The 18,129-nt window shown below is 68.5% G+C and carries 17 protein-coding genes; 12 read left to right on the top strand and 5 right to left on the bottom strand.

Translation table 11 applies throughout. The features are described from left to right. Positions 1-3: 3 nt before the first annotated feature. Positions 4-261: a MoaD/ThiS family protein gene (locus ACWA7K_RS15400; RefSeq protein WP_456162278.1), complete on the bottom strand. Its 258-nt coding sequence runs from the start codon at positions 259-261 to the stop codon at positions 4-6. A gap of 15 nt (positions 262-276) precedes the next feature. After that, the gene (locus ACWA7K_RS15405; protein ID WP_456162279.1) at positions 277-1,485 is read right to left on the bottom strand and encodes a glycosyl hydrolase; all 1,209 of its coding nucleotides are present in this window, start codon (positions 1,483-1,485) and stop codon (positions 277-279) included. Positions 1,486-1,738: 253 nt separating this feature from the next. Between ACWA7K_RS15405 and ACWA7K_RS15410 the strand changes: the two genes are divergently transcribed. Beyond that, complete coding sequence (locus ACWA7K_RS15410; RefSeq protein WP_456162280.1) at positions 1,739-2,743, top strand: AAA family ATPase; 1,005 nt, start codon at positions 1,739-1,741, stop codon at positions 2,741-2,743. 119 nt (positions 2,744-2,862) lie between these two features. Here the strand turns inward: ACWA7K_RS15410 and ACWA7K_RS15415 are convergent, their stop codons facing one another. Beyond that, positions 2,863-3,627: a Crp/Fnr family transcriptional regulator gene (locus ACWA7K_RS15415; RefSeq protein ID WP_456162281.1), complete on the bottom strand. Its 765-nt coding sequence runs from the start codon at positions 3,625-3,627 to the stop codon at positions 2,863-2,865. A gap of 186 nt (positions 3,628-3,813) precedes the next feature. On the opposite strand from ACWA7K_RS15415, the gene ACWA7K_RS15420 reads away from it, so the two are divergent. From ACWA7K_RS15420 to ACWA7K_RS15460, 9 genes are all read left to right on the top strand, one after another. After that, complete coding sequence (locus ACWA7K_RS15420) at positions 3,814-5,760, top strand: AMP-dependent synthetase/ligase (protein WP_456162282.1); 1,947 nt, start codon at positions 3,814-3,816, stop codon at positions 5,758-5,760. Further along, a complete protein-coding gene (locus tag ACWA7K_RS15425) occupies positions 5,760-6,572 on the top strand; it encodes an ABC transporter ATP-binding protein (protein WP_456162283.1) in 813 nt (270 codons plus the stop codon). Before ACWA7K_RS15420 ends, ACWA7K_RS15425 begins: the two co-directional genes overlap by 1 nt. A gap of 15 nt (positions 6,573-6,587) precedes the next feature. Beyond that, positions 6,588-7,517, top strand: coding sequence for a branched-chain amino acid ABC transporter permease (locus ACWA7K_RS15430; RefSeq protein WP_456162284.1), 930 nt, complete (start codon positions 6,588-6,590; stop codon positions 7,515-7,517). Positions 7,518-7,548: 31 nt separating this feature from the next. After that, complete coding sequence (locus ACWA7K_RS15435) at positions 7,549-8,607, top strand: branched-chain amino acid ABC transporter permease (protein WP_456162285.1); 1,059 nt, start codon at positions 7,549-7,551, stop codon at positions 8,605-8,607. Between the two features lie 37 nt (positions 8,608-8,644). Beyond that, positions 8,645-9,976, top strand: a complete 1,332-nt coding sequence (locus tag ACWA7K_RS15440) for an ABC transporter substrate-binding protein (protein ID WP_456162286.1) — start codon at positions 8,645-8,647, stop codon at positions 9,974-9,976. 154 nt (positions 9,977-10,130) lie between these two features. Continuing rightward, entirely contained in the window at positions 10,131-10,946 is an 816-nt protein-coding gene (locus ACWA7K_RS15445) for an ABC transporter ATP-binding protein (protein WP_456162287.1), read from the top strand. Between the two features lie 114 nt (positions 10,947-11,060). Beyond that, positions 11,061-11,396: a hypothetical protein gene (locus ACWA7K_RS15450; RefSeq protein WP_456162288.1), complete on the top strand. Its 336-nt coding sequence runs from the start codon at positions 11,061-11,063 to the stop codon at positions 11,394-11,396. Continuing rightward, complete coding sequence (locus ACWA7K_RS15455; RefSeq protein ID WP_456162289.1) at positions 11,389-12,651, top strand: phenylacetate--CoA ligase family protein; 1,263 nt, start codon at positions 11,389-11,391, stop codon at positions 12,649-12,651. The genes ACWA7K_RS15450 and ACWA7K_RS15455 overlap by 8 nt, the downstream gene beginning before the upstream one ends. A gap of 108 nt (positions 12,652-12,759) precedes the next feature. Continuing rightward, complete coding sequence (locus tag ACWA7K_RS15460; protein WP_456162290.1) at positions 12,760-13,734, top strand: tripartite tricarboxylate transporter substrate-binding protein; 975 nt, start codon at positions 12,760-12,762, stop codon at positions 13,732-13,734. A 64-nt stretch (positions 13,735-13,798) separates the two neighbouring features. Here ACWA7K_RS15460 and ACWA7K_RS15465 read toward each other — a convergent pair whose 3' ends face one another. Beyond that, complete coding sequence (locus ACWA7K_RS15465) at positions 13,799-14,689, bottom strand: cation diffusion facilitator family transporter (protein ID WP_456162291.1); 891 nt, start codon at positions 14,687-14,689, stop codon at positions 13,799-13,801. A gap of 73 nt (positions 14,690-14,762) precedes the next feature. Here ACWA7K_RS15465 and ACWA7K_RS15470 point away from each other — a divergent pair, with 73 nt between their 5' ends. Next, positions 14,763-15,404 (top strand): response regulator transcription factor, encoded by a 642-nt coding sequence (locus ACWA7K_RS15470; protein WP_456162292.1) that lies wholly within the window; start codon positions 14,763-14,765, stop codon positions 15,402-15,404. Next, positions 15,397-16,773 (top strand): sensor histidine kinase, encoded by a 1,377-nt coding sequence (locus ACWA7K_RS15475; protein WP_456162293.1) that lies wholly within the window; start codon positions 15,397-15,399, stop codon positions 16,771-16,773. The genes ACWA7K_RS15470 and ACWA7K_RS15475 overlap by 8 nt, the downstream gene beginning before the upstream one ends. Here the strand turns inward: ACWA7K_RS15475 and tyrS are convergent, their stop codons facing one another. Next, complete coding sequence (gene tyrS, locus ACWA7K_RS15480) at positions 16,774-18,024, bottom strand: tyrosine--tRNA ligase (RefSeq protein ID WP_456162294.1); 1,251 nt, start codon at positions 18,022-18,024, stop codon at positions 16,774-16,776. Positions 18,025-18,129: the final 105 nt, after the last annotated feature.

Here is an 18,129-nt window from a genome sequence, read left to right on the forward strand (position 1 = left end):
TCATCACCCGCCGCTCAGCGCCTGCACGATGTGCACCGGCACGCCCGGATCGAGCCGCCGGCCGAGGTCGTGGACCGGCTGGGCCTCGATGAACACGCGCATGTGCGGCCGCAGCCGGTCCTGCTCGTCGACCATGCGGAAGCGCAGCCCCGGGTACTGACGGTCGAGGTCGCGCAGCAGCGCATCGAGCGTCGCGCCGTCGGCGTCGACCCACATGCGCTTCGTGTAGGACAGCAAGGACGACGGGATCAGCACCTTCACGACGACACCTTCACGTCAGGCCGCCCGCCAAGCGGCCTCGACCGAATAGATCTCGGGCAGGTGCCGGGCGATGCAGCGCCAGCTCTCGCCCTCGTCGGCGCTGGCCCAGAGTTCGCCTTGCGTGGTGCCGACATAGAGACCGACGCGGGCGCAGTCGTCGCGGGTCATCGCCTGGCGCTTGATCGTCCACCAGGCCTGCTCGGGCGGGAAGCCCTGGTCCTGGCGCTGCCACGTGCGCCCGCCGTTGCGGGTCACGTAGGCGGCCGGCTTGCCACCCGGCGCGGTGCGCGGCCAGACGTCGGTGCCGTCCATCGGGAAGACCCAGGCGGTGTCGTCCTCGCGCGGGTGGACCACGATCGGGAAACCGATGTCGCCGACCTTCTTCGGCATCTTCGTGCCGACCCGCTGCCAGGTCGTGCCGGGCCGGTCGAGGCGGTAGATGCCGCAGTGGTTCTGCTGCCAGAGACGGTCCGGGTTGCTGGGCGAGAGGCGCACGCAATGCGGGTCGTGGAAGGTCGGGTTGCCGACGTCGAAGCCGCCGACGACCTGCATGCCGTCGAGCAGCGGACGCCAGGTCTCGCCGCCATCGGTCGACTCGTGGAAGCCGCCGCCGGACATGCCGAAGTACAGGTGCCGGCGGTCGCGCGGGTCGAGCAGGATCGAGTGCAGCTTCGGGCCGTCGGGCGTGCCGTCCTGGACCGTGCCCATCCACGGCCGCATCGTCAGGTTGTCGTTGACGCCGGGCAGGCCGCGCCAGGTCTTGCCACCGTCGTCGCTGCGGAACAGGCCCTGCGGGGAGGTGCCGGCATACCAGCTGCCGGGCTCGTCGGCCGGGCCGGGCACGAGGTGGAAGGTGTGGTCGACGCTGCGACCGGCCTGGCCCTCGGGCGCCTTGTCGAAGGCGGGCGGGCGCTCGGCCTCGGTCCATTTCCGGCCGAAGTTGGTCGAGCGGAAGATGGTCGGCCCGAGGTGGCCCGTCTTGGCCGAGGCCAGCAGCGTGCGGCCGTCGCGCGGGTCGAGCACGAGGTGCTGGATGACGTGGCCGTGGAAGTGCGGCCCCTCCAGCGCCCAGGTCTTGCGCCGGGCGTCACCGCGCAGGATCCACGCGCCCTTGCGGGTCGCGACCAGCAGGACCAGCTCGCGCGGCGGGGCCTTGGGGGTCTTCGCTGCCTTCGGGGGTGTGGCAGTCTTGGCGGGCGTGGCGGGTGTCTTCTTCGATGCCATCGTGTCTCCTCGTGGTGCACCGGTCGGGCGCCGGCGTGGCGCAGTGTCACGCCATGACCCTGGCTCGTCCAGAGCTTGTCGAGGCCAGGAAAGCCCCGTGGTCATCGGCACGCGCATTGCTAATCCTTCACGCGAGCGGCACGTGATGTCGTCGGGAACCTCCGGATTGAGGGGCCTTCCGGGGTGACATCCGGGCCACGCCTGCTGCATGCTTTGCTGCAATGAACCACGTGTTCCCGAGCTGGAGGTCCGCATGATCCCGTCCTCGTCCACCGACCTGGTTGCCGCCCCGTCCAAGGCGATCCCGATCGCCCAGATGCGGCATGTCTACCGCCTCGACGACGTCGAGAAACGGCTGACCAAGCTGCCGCAGAAGGAACACGAGAACCTGCGCGCGACCTACGAGCGCATGCTCGAGAAAGGCCCCGAGCGCTTCCAGGTCAAGCCGTCGTCGCTGCCGGCGATGGACCACCTCTACGACACGCTGCCCAACTTCCACGAGGTGCTCGACGACGTCCGCCGCCAGCTCGCGCTGTGCGAGGACAGCCGCGACGCGCTCGAGATCACGCCGATGCTGCTGCTCGGCCCGCCCGGCGTCGGCAAGACCCATTTCGCGCGCGAGATCTCTCAGCTGCTGGGCACCGGCATGGGCTTCATCTCGATGAGCTCGCTGACCGCCGGCTGGGTGCTGTCGGGTGCCAGCTCGCAGTGGAAGGGCGCGCGGCCGGGCAAGGTCTTCGAGACCCTGGTCGACGGCTCCTACGCCAACCCGGTGATGGTGGTCGACGAGATCGACAAGGCCGGCGGCGAACACGCCTACGACCCGCTCGGCGCGCTCTATGGCCTGCTCGAACACGATACCGCCCACACCTTCATCGACGAGTTCGCCGAGGTCGCGATCGACGCCAGCCAGGTCATCTGGGTGGCCACCGCCAACGACGGCCGCGCAATCCCCGAGCCGATCCTCAACCGGATGAACGTCTACGAGGTGCAGATGCCCGACCGCGACGCCGCGCGCCGCATCGCGCTGCGCCTGTACCAGGGCATCCGCGCCGGCCACGACTGGGGCCGCCGCTTCGAGGAACAACCCGGCGACGACGTGCTCGACGCGATGGCCGACCTCGCCCCGCGCGAGATGCGCCGCGCCTGGATGACCGCCTTCGGCAACGCCAAGCTCGCCCGCCGCGAACGCATCATCCCCGCCGACCTGCCCGACGGCAGCGCCGGCAAGCGACCGAGCATCGGGTTCATGAACTAGGGCAGGCGCCCTTCGGCCGCGTCGCTGGCCGACCGTGTGCCCGACGCAGCCTCCGACGGTGCGCCCGTCAGCGGGACACGCTCGGCCGGGACGCGATCGACGAGGTCGGCGGCCAGCCTTCAGGCCGCCCGACGCCCCACCACCCGCCTCAGCCCGGCCAGATCCAGCACCCGCACGCCGCCGTATTCGATCCGGATCAGGCCTTGCTGCTGCAGCGAGCGCAGCGCCTCGTTGACGCGCTGGCGGGACAGGCCGACCAGGTAGGCGAGTTCCTGCTGGGTGATGCGCAGCACCTCGCCGACGCCGGGGTAGAGGACCGGGTGGAACAGCGCGGCCAGGCTGCGCGCGACCTTGGTGTCCGGGTCGTTCATGCGGTCGATCTCGCGTGCGGCGATGAACTGGCCGAGGCGCTCGTTGAGCTGGTTCATCACGTAGCGGTTGAAGCCGATGCTGCGGCCGAGCAGCCACTCGAAGGTCGTCACCGGCAGGCCGGCCACCACGCTCTTGCGCAAGGCCTCGATGTTGTAGCGGTAGACCTCGTGCTTGAGCAGCGTGCCCTCGCCGAACCACGCGCCGGGCGGCACGCCGGTGAAGGTGATGGCGGCGCCTTGCGAGCTGTCGTTGCTCATCTTCAGCAGGCCGTCGACGACGCCGAACCAGAAGCCGGCCGGGCGGCCGATCTTGCAGACGTAGTCGCCGACCGCCGCGTCGGCCACCTGCAGGTCGGCGCTGACGCGGGCACGTTCGTCGGGGGTCAGCAAGCGCAGCCACGGGACCATGTCGAGCTCGGCCGGCAGGGCCGGGCGGGCGCGCTGGCGCAGCGGCGTGCGGGTGGCGGCGTGCAGCGGCTCGCTCGATTCGTCCGGCTCGATCGCGTTGCTCATCGGAAGGCTCCTGATCCTCGCTGTCGGGACGCTGACAGGACCGCCCCGGGAAAGTCCTGCCCCGGGAAGTCCCGCAAATTGTCGTCGGGCCGACAACATGGCGTCAAACCTCCGGCCTAGGATCCGCTCCCGAGTGACATCGCTGCGTGGCCCCGCCCGGGCCCGCCGACCCCGAGGAGACCCGTGGTGACCGACACGTTCCCGCGCCTGCTGCTGGCGCATGCGAAGCAGCGCCCCGATGCGCCCGCGCTGCGCGAGAAGGAATACGGCATCTGGCAGACCTGGACCTGGCGCCATCTGGCCGAACAGGTCCGTGCGCTGGCCAGCGGCCTGGCCCAGGCCGGGCTGCAGCCGGGCCAGCACATCGTGGTGGTCGGTGACAACCGGCCGCGCCTGTACGCCACGATGCTGGCCGCGCAGTCGATCGGCGCGATCCCCGTGCCGCTCTACCAGGACGCGGTGGCCGCCGAGTTCGTCTTCCCGCTCAACAACGCCGAGGTCACCTGCGCGGTGGTCGAGGACCAGGAACAGGTCGACAAGCTGCTGGAGATCCGCGAGCAGTGCCCGCAGCTCTCGCACATCTGGTTCGACGACCCGCGCGGCCTGCGCAAGTACGACGAGCCCGGCCTGGCCTCGCTGGACAGCCTGGTCGAGTCCGGACAGGCTCATGCGCTGAGCCACCCCGGCTTCCTGGAAGCCGCGATCGACAAGACCCGCACGGCCGACGTCGCGGCGATGTTCTTCACCTCCGGCACGACCGGCAACCCGAAGGGCGTCGTGCACACGCACGCCTCGCTGATCGACCGGGCCGGCGCCGGTGCCCGCTTCGACAAGCTGAGCAGCGCCGAGGAGGTGCTGGCCTACCTGCCGCCGGCATGGATCGGCCAGAACTGCTTCAGCTACGCGCAGTGGCTGGTCTGCGGCTACGTCGTCAACTGCCCCGAGTCGGGCGCGACGGTGACGATCGACCTCAAGGAGATCGGCCCGACCTACTACTTCGCCCCGCCGCGCGTGTTCGAGGGCCTGCTGACCAGCGTGATGATCCGCATGGAGGACGCCAGCGCGATCAAGCGTGGCCTGTTCCACCACTACATGGCGCTGGCCCGCCGCATCGGCCCGGCGCTGATGGACGGCAAGGCGGTCAGCGCGCTGGACCGCATGCGCTACCGGCTCGGCGACCTGCTGGTCTACGGCCCCTTGCGCAACACGCTGGGCTTCAGCCGCGTGCGCGTGGCCTACACGGCCGGCGAGGCGATCGGGCCGGACCTGTTCACGTTCTACCGCTCGATCGGCATCAACCTCAAGCAGCTCTACGGCTCGACCGAGACCGCCGTGTTCGTCTGCCTGCAGCCGGACCACGAGGCCCGCGCCGACACGGTCGGCGTGCCGATCGAGGGCGTGCAGATCAAGCTGGCCGACAACGGCGAGATCCTCGTCAAGAGCGGCGGCCTGCTCAAGGAGTACTACAAGAACCCGGCCGCCACGGCCGAGGTGCTGGGCGCCGATGGCTGGTACCACACCAGCGACGCCGGCTTCATCGACGGCCACGGCCATCTGAAGATCATCGACCGCGTCAAGGACGTCGGCCGGCTGCGTGGCGGCGCCAACGACGGCGCGATGTTTGCGCCCAAGTACGTCGAGAACAAGCTGAAGTTCTTCCCCTACATCAAGGAGGCGGTGGCCTTCGGCGACGGTCGCGAGAAGGTCTGCGCCTTCGTCAACATCGACGTCGAGGCGGTCGGCAACTGGGCCGAGAAGCGCAACCTGCCCTATGCCGGCTACACCGACCTGGCGCAGAAGCCCGAGGTCTACGAGCTGATCCGCCAGTGCGTCGAGCAGGTCAACGCCGACCTGGCGCAGGACGACAAGCTCGCCGGCAGCCAGATCAGCCGCTTCCTCGTGCTGCACAAGGAACTCGATGCCGACGACGGCGAGATGACGCGCACCCGCAAGGTCAAGCGCGGCTTCATCAACGACAAGTACCAGGTGCTGGTCGAGGCGCTCTACGGCGGCAGGACCGAGCAATTCATCGAGACGGCGGTGAAGTTCGAGGACGGCCGCAGCGGCAGCGTCTCGGCCACGCTGAAGATCGTCGACGCCAAGACCTATCCGGCCGCGAGGAGGGCCGCGTGATGACCGGACAGAACCCCCTGGCCGAGACCGGCACCAAGGTCATCGGCGACGTCGTGCTCGACGTGCGCAACATCAGCCTGCGCTTCGGCGGCGTGAAGGCGCTGACCGACATCAGCTTCAACGTCCGCGAGCACGAGGTGCGCGCCATCATCGGCCCGAACGGCGCGGGCAAGAGCTCGATGCTCAACTGCATCAACGGCGTCTACACGCCGCAGGAAGGCCAGATCACCTTCCGCGGCCAGACCTTCAGCCACATGAACTCGCGCCAGGTCGCGGAGATGGGCGTCGCGCGCACCTTCCAGAACCTGGCCCTGTTCAAGGGCATGAGCGTGATCGACAACATCATGACCGGCCGCAACCTGAAGATGCGGACCAACCTGTTCCAGCAGGCCTTCCACCTCGGACCGGCCCGCCGCGAGGAGGCCGAACACCGCGCGCACGTCGAACGCATCATCGACTTCCTGGAGATCCAGGCCTTCCGCAAGACGCCCGTCGGCCGCCTGCCCTACGGCCTGCAGAAGCGTGTCGACCTGGGCCGCGCGTTGGCGATGGAGCCGCAGGTGCTGCTGCTCGACGAGCCGATGGCCGGCATGAACGTCGAGGAGAAGCAGGACATGTGTCGCTTCATCCTCGACGTCAACGACGAGTTCGGCACCACTATCGTGCTGATCGAGCACGACATGGGCGTGGTGATGGACATCTCCGACCGCGTCGTCGTGCTGGACTACGGCAAGAAGATCGGCGACGGCACGCCCGAGGAAGTCCGCAACAACGAGGACGTCATCTCGGCGTACCTCGGCACGAGCCACTGAGGCAGGAGCAACAAGATGGGTTTCTTCCTCGAAACGCTCTTCGGCGGCCTGATGGCGGGCATGCTGTATTCGCTGATCGCGCTGGGCTTCGTGCTGATCTTCAAGGCCAGCGGCGTCTTCAACTTCGCGCAGGGCGCGATGGTCCTGTTCGCCGCGCTGGCGATGGCCCGCTTCTCGGAATGGGCGCCCAAGCTGATGGGCTTCGACCACAAGATCCTGGCGAACCTGGTCGGCTTCGTGCTGGCGATGGTCGCGATGATCGCGGTGGCCTGGATCATCGAGCGGCTGGTGCTGGGCAAGCTGGTCAACCAGGAAGGCATCACGCTGCTGATGGCCACGCTGGGCATCACCTACTTCCTCGACGGCTTCGGCCAGACCGTGTTCGGCAGCGACATCTACAAGATCGACGTCGGCCTGCCCAAGGACCCGATCTTCCTGTTCGAGAGCACCTTCCAGGGCGGCGTGCTGATCAGCCAGGAAGACCTCTACGCCGCGCTGATCGCCGCTGCGCTGGTGGCCGCACTCAGCCTGTTCTTCCAGAAGACGGCCACCGGCCGGGCGCTGCGGGCGGTCGCCGATGACCACCAGGCGGCGCAGTCGATCGGCATTCCGCTGAACCGCATCTGGGTCATCGTCTGGTCGGTCGCGGGCTTCGTCGCGCTGGTCGCCGGGATCATCTGGGGCAGCAAGCTGGGCGTGCAGTTCTCGCTGTCGCTGGTCGCCCTGAAGGCCCTGCCGGTGGTGATCCTCGGCGGCCTGACCAGCGTGCCCGGCGCCATCATCGGCGGGCTGATCATCGGCGTGGGCGAGAAGCTCAGCGAGGTCTACATCGGCCCGAAGGTCGGTGGCGGCATCGAGATCTGGTTCGCCTACGTGCTCGCGCTGATCTTCCTGCTGGTGCGTCCGCAGGGCCTGTTCGGCGAAAAGATCATCGATCGCGTCTGACGCGGCCACAGAAGAACAACGGAGTCATCCCATGCTCTACCGTGAGAACGGCCAGTTCAAGACGAGTTACCCGGCGGACCAGCAGATCTTCCCGATCCGGCAGGACCGCATCGCCATCGGCCTGCTGCTGGCCTTCGCGGTGTTCGTGGTGCCGATGGTGGCGCCCGAGTACCTGTTCCGCGCGGTGCTGATCCCCTTCCTGATCCTGTCGCTGGCGGCCCTCGGGCTCAACATCCTGGTCGGCTACTGCGGCCAGATCTCGCTGGGCACCGGCGCCTTCATGGCGGTGGGCGCCTACGCGGCCTACAACTTCGCGGTCCGCATCGAGGGCATGCCGCTGATCGGCTCGCTGTTGATGGGCGGTGTCTGCGCCACCGGCATCGGCGTGCTGTTCGGCATCCCGTCGCTGCGCATCAAGGGCCTCTACCTTGCGGTGGCGACGCTGGCCGCGCAGTTCTTCGTCGACTGGGCCTTCCTGCGCATCAAGTGGTTCACCAACGACTCGTCGTCGGGCTCGGTCAGCGTGGCCGGCCTGAAGGTGCTGGGCCTGCCGATCGAGACGCCGGTGCAGAAGTACCTGTTCTGCCTGGCCTTCCTGTGCGTCTTCGGCGTGCTGGCCAAGAACCTGGTGCGCAGCAACATCGGCCGCGAGTGGATGGCCATGCGCGACATGGACGTGGCGGCCGCCGTCATCGGCATCCGGCCGGTCTACGCCAAGCTGACCGCCTTCGCGGTGTCGAGCTTCATCGTCGGCGTGGCCGGCGCGCTGTGGGGCTTCGTGCACCTCGGCTCGTGGGAGCCGGCGGCCTTCAACATCAACCGATCGTTCGACCTGCTCTTCATGGTCATCATCGGCGGCCTGGGTTCGATCATGGGCAGCTTCTTCGGCGCCGCCTTCATCGTGATCGTGCCCATCATCCTCGACAACGTGACGGTGACGCTGGGCCTGTCGACCGCCACGGCAGCGCACCTGACCTCGATGATCTTCGGCGCGCTGATCGTCTTCTTCCTGATCGTCGAACCGCACGGGCTTGCCCGCCTGTGGTCGATCGCCAAGGAGAAGCTGCGCCTCTGGCCCTTCCCGCATTGATCTCGCCGACCCACCCCATCCAACCCAGGAGACGACCATGAAACTGAAGTCCCTCGCCCTCGTCGCGGCCCTGACCGCGAGCACCGTGGCCAGCCTGCTGACCGCCACGGCCGCACAGGCTCAGGCCAAGGAACAGTATTTCCCGGTGCTGGTCTACCGCACCGGCGCCTACGCGCCCAACGGCATTCCCTGGGCCAACGGCTATGTCGACTACATCAAGCTGGTCAACGCCAACGGCGGCCTGAACGGCGTCAAGATCAGCTACGAGGAATGCGAGACCGGCTACGCGACCGACAAGGGCGTGGAGTGCTACGAGCGCCTCAAGGGCAAGGGCGCGACCGTGTTCCAGCCGCTGTCGACCGGCATCACCTTCGCGCTGACCGAGAAGGCCCCGGCCGACAAGATCCCGCTGATCACCGCCGGCTACGGCCGCAGCGAGTCGCAGGACGGCGGCGTCTTCAAGTGGAACTTCCCGCTGCTGGGCACCTACTGGATCAACGCCGACGTGCTGGTCCAGCATGTCGGCAAGAAGGAAGGCGGCCTCGACAAGCTCAAGGGCAAGAAGGTCGCGCTGGTCTATCACGACTCGCCGTTCGGCAAGGAGCCGATCCCCCTGCTGCAGGAGCGCGCCAAGATGCACGGCTTCGAGCTGCAGCTGCTGCCGGTCACCGCGCCGGGCGTGGAGCAGAAGTCGACCTGGCTGCAGATCCGCCAGAGCCGCCCGGACTACGTCTTCCTGTGGGGCTGGGGCGTGATGAACTCGACCGCCCTGAAGGAAGCCGTGGCCACCGGCTACCCGCGCGACAAGATGTACGGCGTGTGGTGGGCCGGCGCCGAGCCGGACGTCAAGGACGTCGGTGATGCCGCCAAGGGCTACAACGCCGCGGCCATGCAGCACGGCGCGCAGCCCGATGCCAAGGTGGTGCAGGACATCATCGCCAAGGTCCACGGCAAGGGTCAGGGCACGGGTCCGAAGGAAGAGGTCGGCTCGGTGCTCTACATGCGCGGCATGATCTCCGCGATGCTGGCCGTCGAGGGCGTCAAGCGCGCCCAGGAGAAGTACGGCAAGGGCAAGGTCATGACCGGCGAACAGGTCCGCTGGGGCCTGGAGAACCTGGCGCTGGACCAGAAGAAGCTCGACGGCCTGGGCTTCTCCGGCGTGATGCGCCCGGTCTCGACCAGCTGCGTCGACCACGTCGGCGCGGGCTGGGTCCGCGTCCACACCTGGGACGGCGCCAAGTGGAACTTCACCTCCGACTGGCTGCAGGCCGACGAGCAGATCATCAAGCCGATGGTCAAGAGCGCCGCCGACAAGTACGCCGCCGAGAAGAAGCTCGACCGCCGCACCCCGGCGGATTGCCAGGGCTGAGTCCGGACACAGGGAGCCACCTGCGTGGCTCCCTGTGCCTGACGAAGCGATCCGGCCTGCAGGCCGGATCGTGGGGGAGTGGTGGCAGACCACCATCTCCCTCGAAGCCTCCCGACAGCAGTCCACCGACCTTGAACGAGACAAGGGTCATCCCATGAGCCAGCAGTCCAACATCCTCCTGAACGTCAATGGCATCGAGGTCATCTACAACCACGTCATCCTGGTGCTCAAGGGCGTGAGCCTGCAGGTGCCCGAGGGCAAGGTCGTGGCGCTGCTGGGCGGCAACGGGGCCGGCAAGACGACGACGCTGCGGGCGGTCAGCAACCTGCTGGCGGGCGAGCGCGGCGACGTCACCAAGGGCAGCATCGAGCTGCGTGGCGAGCGCATCGAGAAGCTCAGCACGTCCGACATGGTCGAGCGTGGCGTCGTGCAGGTGATGGAAGGCCGTCACTGCTTCGCGCACCTCTCGATCGAGGAAAACCTGATGACCGGCGCCTACACCCGCCGCGACGGCAAGGCCGCCGTGGCGCAGACGCTGGAGAAGGTCTACAACTACTTTCCCCGCCTGAAGACGCGCCGCAACAGCCAGGCGGCCTACACCTCGGGCGGCGAGCAGCAGATGTGCGCGATCGGCCGCGCGCTGATGGCCAACCCGAAGATGGTGCTGCTCGACGAGCCCTCGATGGGCCTCGCGCCGCAGATCGTCGAGGAGGTCTTCGAGATCGTGAAGGACCTCAACACCCGCGAGGGCGTGACCTTCCTGCTGGCCGAACAGAACACCAACATCGCGCTGCGTTATGCCGACTACGGCTACATCCTGGAGAACGGCCGCATCGTGATGGACGGCGCCGCGAAGGACCTGCGCGAGAACGAGGACGTCAAGGAGTTCTACCTCGGCATGGGCGGCGGCGACCGCAAGAGCTTCAAGGACGTCAAGTCCTACAAGCGCCGCAAGCGTTGGCTGGCTTAGGCCCCCCCTACGGCCTTCGGCCGCCGGTCACTGGGCCCACCCCCTACGGCCTTCGGCCGCCCCCTCAAGGGGGCCGTCCTGGTGGACCGGCGGAGCCGGATCCACGGGACGAACTTGAAGAAGTCCTACTTTGACTGCGCAGAGGTTGGCATGACGGAAGAGTGGGGCTTTGCCGCGCCGGCGTTCAAGGTCGATGAGGCCCTGGTGCGATTGCGGCGCGACTTGAAGGAGGCCGGGCTGGTCGAGCGCGCGGGCGTGTTCGAGCGGCGCGGGACGGCGATTGCCAAGGTGGCAGCGGGTGATGGCGTCGTCGATGCGGCGATCGTCGAGCGGCCGTCGCGGCGCAGTCCGCAGTGGCGGGCGCGGCCGCTGAAGTCGGGTGCGGACGTGCGCGACTTCGTCAACCTCGTGAAGAAACAACTGGGCGCGTGGAGCCAAGACGATGAGTGAGCATCTCGACACCCTGGAGACCCGGGACCCGGTCGATCGCGAAGCGGCGCTGATGTCCGCGCTGCCCGGCCAGGTGGCCCATGCGCAGCGACATGCACCGGCGTTCGCGCAGATCCTCGCGGGCGTCGACGCGGCGCACGTCAACAGCCGTGCGGCCCTGGCGAGCCTGCCGGTCACGCGCAAGAGCGAACTGCTCGAACGCCAGAAGGCGCTGCGCGCCAGCGACGTCTTCGGCGGCCATTCGGCGATCGGCTGGATCGGCCAGCCGGGCCTGCACCGCACGCGCCGGGTGTTCCAGTCGCCCGGCCCGATCTACGAACCCGAAGGCGAGGCACGCGACTACTGGCGCATGTCGCGCGCGATCCATGCCGCCGGCTTCCGCGCCGGAGAGCTGATCCACAACAGCTTCAGCTACCACCTGACCCCCGCCGGCTCGATGATGGAGACGGGCGCGCACGCACTGGGTTGCGCCGTCTTCCCCGGTGGCGTGGGCAACACCGAGCTGCAGTTGCAGGCGATGGCCGAGCTGCGGCCGGCCGGCTACATCGGCACGCCGAGCTTCCTGAAGATCCTGGTCGAGAAAGCCGCCGAGACCGGCGTGGCCATCGCCAGCGTGCGCAAGGCGCTGGTCAGCGGCGAGGCCTTCCCGCCCAGCCTGCGCGACTGGCTGATCGAACGCGGCATCGCCGGCTACCAGTGTTATGCGACCGCCGACCTGGGCCTGATCGCCTATGAGACCTCGGCCCGCGAGGGGCTGGTGATCGACGAGGGCGTGATCGTCGAGATCGTCCGCCCGGGCACCGGCGAGCCGGTCGCCGAGGGCGAGGTCGGCGAGCTGGTCGTGACCTCGCTGAACCCGGACTACCCGCTGATCCGCTTCGGCACCGGCGACCTGTCGGCGGTGCTGCCGGGCCGTTGCCCGACCGGCCGGACCAACGCCCGCATCAAGGGCTGGATGGGCCGGGCCGACCAGACCACCAAGGTGCGCGGCATGTTCGTCCACCCCGGCCAGGTCGAGCAGGTGCGGCGCCGCCACAGCGAGCTGCTGCGCGCCCGGCTGGTCGTCAGCGGCGAGATGGCCGATGACCGCATGACGCTGCAGGTCGAGGTGGCCGGCACGCCCGACGGGCTGGTCGCCCGCATCGCCGACAGCGTGCGCGACGTCACGAAGCTGCGGGCCGAGGTCGTGCTGGTGGCACCCGGCAGCCTGCCCAACGACGGCAAGGTGATCGAGGACGCGCGCAGCTATCGCTGAGGGCCGGCGCGTCAGCCTGTCGGCGCCGATTACGTGTTTCCCGACATGGCATCACGCCCGGGCGAACCTACGATCCCGGCACCGATCCTCCACACCCAGGAGCCCCTGATGAAACACCTGATGCTGGGCGCGATTGCCGCGCTGACCGCCGCTTCCGCGATGGCCCAGGGCTACCCCGAGAAGCCCGTCACGATCGTCGTGCCCTTCACGGCAGGCGGCCCGACCGACAAGGTCGCGCGCGACTTCGCCGAGGCCCTGCGCAAGCACCTCAACAACCAGTCGGTCGTGATCGACAACGTCGGCGGCGCCGGGGGCACGCTGGGCGCCGCCAAGACCGCCAAGGCGGCGCCGGACGGCTACACGCTGCTGCTGCATCACATCGGCATGGCGACCTCGCCGGCGCTGTACCGCAACATGCCCTACAAGACGCTCGAGGACTTCGAGTACGTCGGCATGATCAACGAGGTGCCGATGACGGTGGTCGGCCGCAGCACGCTGCCGGCCAACAACTTCGCCGAGCTGCAGAAGTGGCTCGACGCGAACAAGGGCAAGATCAACCTGGCCAACGCGGGCCTGGGTTCGGCCTCGCACCTGTGCGGCCTGCTGTTCCAGCAGAGCCTGAAGATCGACATGACGACCGTGCCGTACAAGGGCACTGCGCCGGCCATGAACGACCTGCTCGGCGGCCAGGTCGACATCATGTGCGACCAGACCACCAACACCACGTCGCAGGTCGAGGGCGGCAAGGTCAAGGCCTATGCGGTGACGACGACCAAGCGCCTGACCACCCCCGCCTACGCCAAGCTGCCGACGCTGGACGAGGCCGGCCTGAAGGGCGTCAACGTCAGCATCTGGCACGGCCTGTATGCCCCCAAGGGCACGCCCAAGCCGGTGCTGGACAAGCTCAACGCGGCGCTGAAGTCCGCGCTGGCCGATGCCGACTTCGCCAAGCGCCAGGAAGCGCTGGGCGCGGTCATCATCCACGACGCACGCAACAACCCGGCCGACCACAAGAAGTTCGTCGAGGCCGAGATCAACAAGTGGGGCCCGGTCATCAAGGCCGCCGGCCAGTACGCCGACTGATCGCTGAGCGCCTCACGGCAACAGGCCGCAACCCGTCAGGGCTGCGGCCTTTTTCGTGGCCGGCTCAGATCAGGTCGTCGACGTCGCCGCTGCGCGCCTCGACGTCGGACGGCAGCAGCTGGATCGAGGCCCGCAGGCCCGGCACCGCGCTCATCAGCGCCTGCTCGACCGACGCCCGCAAGGCGGCTGCGCGACCGAGCGACCAGCCCGCCGGCATGTGCATGTGCAGGTCGACGAAGTTGCGCGCACCGGCGCGGCGGGTGCTGACGTGGTCGAACCGGATGGTCGGGTGGTCGAACTCCTTCAGCACCGCCTGGATGCGGTCCTGGATCTCGGGCTCGACGGCGTGGTCCATCAGGCCCTCCGCCGAACGCCAGACCAGCGAGCCGCCCTCGCGCAGGATGTTGAGCGCCACCGCGATCGCGATCAGCGGGTCGAGCCAGAACCAGCCGGTGAACTGCACCGCGATCAGCCCGCCGACCACGCCGATGGAGGTCCAGACGTCGGTCAGCAGATGACGGGCATCCCCTTCGAGCGCCATCGAGCGGTGTTCACGGGCCTTGCGCAGCATCGCCCAGGCCAGCGCGCCGTTCAGCCCCGAACTGATCACCGACAGCGCCAGACCCAGACCGAGCGCCTCCAGCGGCTGCGGATTCAGCCAGCGCTGGATGGCCGCGACGATGATCGCCAGCGCGGCCACGAAGATCAGCAGGCCCTCGAAGCCTGACGAGAAGTACTCGGCCTTGTGGTGGCCGTACGGGTGTTTGTCGTCCGGAGGCAACGCCGCGATCGTGACCATGGCCAACGCGAACATCGCGCCGGCCAAATTCACGAGGGATTCCACCGCGTCCGACAACAAGCTGACGGAACCGGTGGTCCACCACGCGGCGGTCTTGAGTACGATCGTGACCAGGGCCACCAACACCGACAACTTGAGATAGCTGCTGACTTGCATCGCATGATTGTCGGGGGAACGCGGGGCAGCGATCGAAGTCCGCCCCGTTCCGCACCGCACGCAAAACGCACCCATGCACATCCTGCTGCTCGAAGACGACATCGACCTGGGCCAGGCGGTCTGTGACCACCTTGAAGCCGCCGGTCACGAGGTGTACTGGTGCAAGCTGATCGCCCAGGCACGCGGCGTGACCTGCGACATGGCGCTGTTCGATCTCAACCTGCCCGACGGAGACGCCACCGACCTGCTGCGCGACTGGCGCAGCCAGGGCATCCAGACGCCGGTGCTGGCCCTGACCGCGCGCGATCAGGTCAGCGACCGGATCCGCGGCCTGCAGGCCGGCGCGGACGACTACCTCGTCAAGCCCTTCGACCTCGACGAACTGCTCGCGCGGGTCGAGGCGGTGCGCCGCCGCAGCACGCCGTCGCCGCGCCTGAAGGTGCGCGACAACGAGATCGACCTCGAACACCGCACCGTCCTGCGCGGCGGGCTGGTGCTGGACCTGACGGCGCTCGAATGGGCGATCCTGCGCTGCCTGGCCAACCGGCCTGGCCGCATCCACAGCCGCGCCGAGATCGAGTCCGAGATCTCGGCCGGCGGCCTGCACAGCGGCGACAGCAACACGCTGGAAGTGATCATCAGCCGGTTGCGCAAGAAGATGGGCACCGAGACCATCAGCACGCACCGCGGCCTGGGCTACCGGCTCGATGTCTGAGACGACGCGGCGCTACAGCCTCGAAGGGCTGCTGCGCAACCGCGTGCTGCTGCTCATCGGGGTGCTCTGGCTGGTGGCGTCGCTGGCCGCCTTCTACGGGCTGCGCGAGAAGGCCAAGATCCTGCTCGACGACACCCTGCTCGAAGCCGCCGAGCAGCTGCTGGCGATGCCCGATGCCGCGCTCGGCCAGGGCGAGGCGCCGCCCCGGGTGCTGGAGATCGGCGGCGACGAGACCGACATCGTCTATCAGGTCTTCGATGGTGCCGGCCACCTGCGGCTGCGCTCGCACGCCGCGCCCAAGGCACCGCTGGTCCAGACCGAAGAGCAGGGCCTGGTCGAGTCGGCGGACTGGTATGCGCTGGTCGTGAGCCATCCGGACCGCACCCGCCGCGTCATCGTGGCGCAGGCCCGCGCCGAACGACAGGCCACGCTGTGGAGCGTCTACGCCTGGCTGCTCGGCCCCGTGCTGCTGGTGCTGCCGCTGGCGGCCTGGACGCTGCATCACGTGCTGCGGCGCAGCTTCCTGACGCTGGAGCCGATCCGCAAGGACCTGTCGACGCGGGCGCCGCACCAGCTCCATCCGGTCGCGCACACGCAGCTGCCCGACGAACTGCAGCCGATGCTGGAGACGGTCAACAGCCTGATGGCGCGGGTCAGCAAGCTGGTCGAGGCCGAGCGTGCCTTCGCCGCCCACACCGCCCACGAGCTGCGCACCCCGCTGGCGGCGGCACGGGCCCAGGCGCAGCGGCTGGCGCACGAGGCGCTGGAGAACGGCGCGCCTCGACTGGCCGAACGCACGCAGGCGCTGGTGCGCCAGCTGGACCGGCTGACGCGCCTGGCGAGCCGCTTGCTGCAGCTCGCCCGGATCGACTCGGGCGTCGCGCTGCGCCGCGAGGCCATCGACCTGAGCCAGCTGGCCGGCCTGGTGATGGACGAGTTCGGCGAGGCGCGCGCCAGCGGGCAGCTCGACATCCATGTCGAGTCACAGCCGCTGGAGCCGATCGAAGGCGACATCGATGCGCTGGGCATCGCGTTGCGCAACCTGATCGACAACGCGCTGAAGCACGGCGGCGCAAGGTCCCGCGTGCGCATCTGTGTCGGGCCGGGGCGGCTTGCGGTGCAGGACAACGGCCCCGGCATCCCGGCCGATCAGGTCGACCGGCTGGCCCTGCCCTTCGAGCGTGGCTCGACCTTCGCCGAGGGTTCCGGCCTGGGCCTGACGATGGTGCAGACGGTCGCCCGGCAATCGGGCGCGACGCTGGCCTTCACCACGCTCGACGGCACCGATCCGGTCTGGCGTTTCGAGGTCAGCCTGAACTTCCCGGTCCAGGTCCAGGTCCGGGAACAGGACGCGGCCGGACCCGCCTGATCAGCCCAGTTCGACCCGAGCGAACTTCCGCTTGCCGACCTGGACGACATAGCTGCCGGCGGCCAGCTTCAGGCCCTTGTCCGACACGACGCTGCCGTCGACACGAACGCCGCCCTGCTCGATCAGGCGGTTGGCCTCGCTCGACGATGGCGCGAGGTTGGCCTGGCGCAGCAGCGCGCCGATGCCCAGCGGGGCGCCGGACAACGTCACCGTCGGGATGTCGTCGGGCACGCCACCGCGGGCGCGGTTCTCGAAATCCTGCTCGGCCGCATCGGCCGCTGCCGCACCGTGGAAGCGGGCGGTGATCTCGCGGGCCAGCTGCACCTTGGCGTCCTTCGGGTTGCGACCGCCGGCCACCTCGGACTTCAGCGCGGCGATGTCGGCCTCGCTGCGGAAGCTCAGCAGCGTGTAGTAGGTCCACATCAGGTCATCGCTGACCGACAGGATCTTGGCGTACATCGCGTTCGCGGGCTCGCTGATGCCGATGTAGTTGCCCTTGGACTTGGACATCTTGTCCACGCCGTCCAGACCGACCAGCAACGGCATCGTCAGGATGCACTGCGGCTCCTGGCCGTACTCCTGCTGCAGGTGACGGCCCATCAGCAGGTTGAACTTCTGGTCGGTGCCGCCGAGCTCGAGGTCGCTGCGCAGCGCCACCGAGTCGTAGCCCTGCATCAGCGGGTAGAGGAACTCGTGCACCGAGATCGGCGTGCCGGCCTTGTAGCGCTTGGTGAAGTCGTCGCGCTCCATCATCCGGGCAACGGTGTAGCGCGAGGCCAGCGAGATCAGGCCACGCGCGCCGAGCGGATCGCTCCATTCGGAGTTGTAGCGAATCTCGGTGCGGGCCGGATCGAGCACCAGGCTGGCCTGCCGGTAGTAGGTCTCGGCGTTGGCCTTGATCTGCTCGGGCGTCAGCGGCGGACGGGTGGTGTTGCGCCCGGACGGGTCGCCGATCATCGACGTGAAGTCGCCAATCAGGAAGATCACCGTGTGACCGATGTCCTGCAGCTGGCGCAGCTTGTTGAGCACCACGGTGTGGCCGAGGTGGATGTCCGGCGCGGTCGGGTCCAGCCCGAGCTTGATGCGCAAGGGCTGGCCGCTGGCCTCCGAACGCTGCAGCTTGCGGATCCAGTCGGCCTCCGGCAACAGCTCCTCGCAGCCCCGGCGGGTGACCTGGAGGGCGGCCTGGACCGCATCGGACAGGGGCTCCCGCGCGGGGGTCTCGGACGTGCGTTCAGGCTGGCTCGACATGAAAGATCGCTACGGGTTATTACAAATTTCACGGTGGTACGCGTCGGTATACTGATTTGACGCGTTCGGCGGCCCTGGATTCTAGGCGTCGCCCACCCCGCATCC

The sequence above is a fragment of the Leptothrix mechoopdaensis (SeqCode) genome (genome assembly GCF_053893855.1).

What these genes read in the sequence shown, in the direction of transcription:
- ACWA7K_RS15405 (WP_456162279.1), bottom strand. Translation starts at nt 1,485, where the DNA reads ATGGCATCGAAGAAGACACCCGCCACGCCCGCCAAGACTGCCACACCC.
- ACWA7K_RS15410 (WP_456162280.1), top strand. Translation starts at nt 1,739, where the DNA reads ATGATCCCGTCCTCGTCCACCGACCTGGTTGCCGCCCCGTCCAAGGCG.
- ACWA7K_RS15415 (WP_456162281.1), bottom strand. Translation starts at nt 3,627, where the DNA reads ATGAGCAACGCGATCGAGCCGGACGAATCGAGCGAGCCGCTGCACGCC.
- ACWA7K_RS15425 (WP_456162283.1), top strand. Translation starts at nt 5,760, where the DNA reads ATGACCGGACAGAACCCCCTGGCCGAGACCGGCACCAAGGTCATCGGC.
- ACWA7K_RS15430 (WP_456162284.1), top strand. Translation starts at nt 6,588, where the DNA reads ATGGGTTTCTTCCTCGAAACGCTCTTCGGCGGCCTGATGGCGGGCATG.
- ACWA7K_RS15435 (WP_456162285.1), top strand. Translation starts at nt 7,549, where the DNA reads ATGCTCTACCGTGAGAACGGCCAGTTCAAGACGAGTTACCCGGCGGAC.
- ACWA7K_RS15440 (WP_456162286.1), top strand. Translation starts at nt 8,645, where the DNA reads ATGAAACTGAAGTCCCTCGCCCTCGTCGCGGCCCTGACCGCGAGCACC.
- ACWA7K_RS15445 (WP_456162287.1), top strand. Translation starts at nt 10,131, where the DNA reads ATGAGCCAGCAGTCCAACATCCTCCTGAACGTCAATGGCATCGAGGTC.
- ACWA7K_RS15455 (WP_456162289.1), top strand. Translation starts at nt 11,389, where the DNA reads ATGAGTGAGCATCTCGACACCCTGGAGACCCGGGACCCGGTCGATCGC.
- ACWA7K_RS15460 (WP_456162290.1), top strand. Translation starts at nt 12,760, where the DNA reads ATGAAACACCTGATGCTGGGCGCGATTGCCGCGCTGACCGCCGCTTCC.
- ACWA7K_RS15465 (WP_456162291.1), bottom strand. Translation starts at nt 14,689, where the DNA reads ATGCAAGTCAGCAGCTATCTCAAGTTGTCGGTGTTGGTGGCCCTGGTC.
- ACWA7K_RS15470 (WP_456162292.1), top strand. Translation starts at nt 14,763, where the DNA reads ATGCACATCCTGCTGCTCGAAGACGACATCGACCTGGGCCAGGCGGTC.
- ACWA7K_RS15475 (WP_456162293.1), top strand. Translation starts at nt 15,397, where the DNA reads ATGTCTGAGACGACGCGGCGCTACAGCCTCGAAGGGCTGCTGCGCAAC.
- tyrS (WP_456162294.1), bottom strand. Translation starts at nt 18,024, where the DNA reads ATGTCGAGCCAGCCTGAACGCACGTCCGAGACCCCCGCGCGGGAGCCC.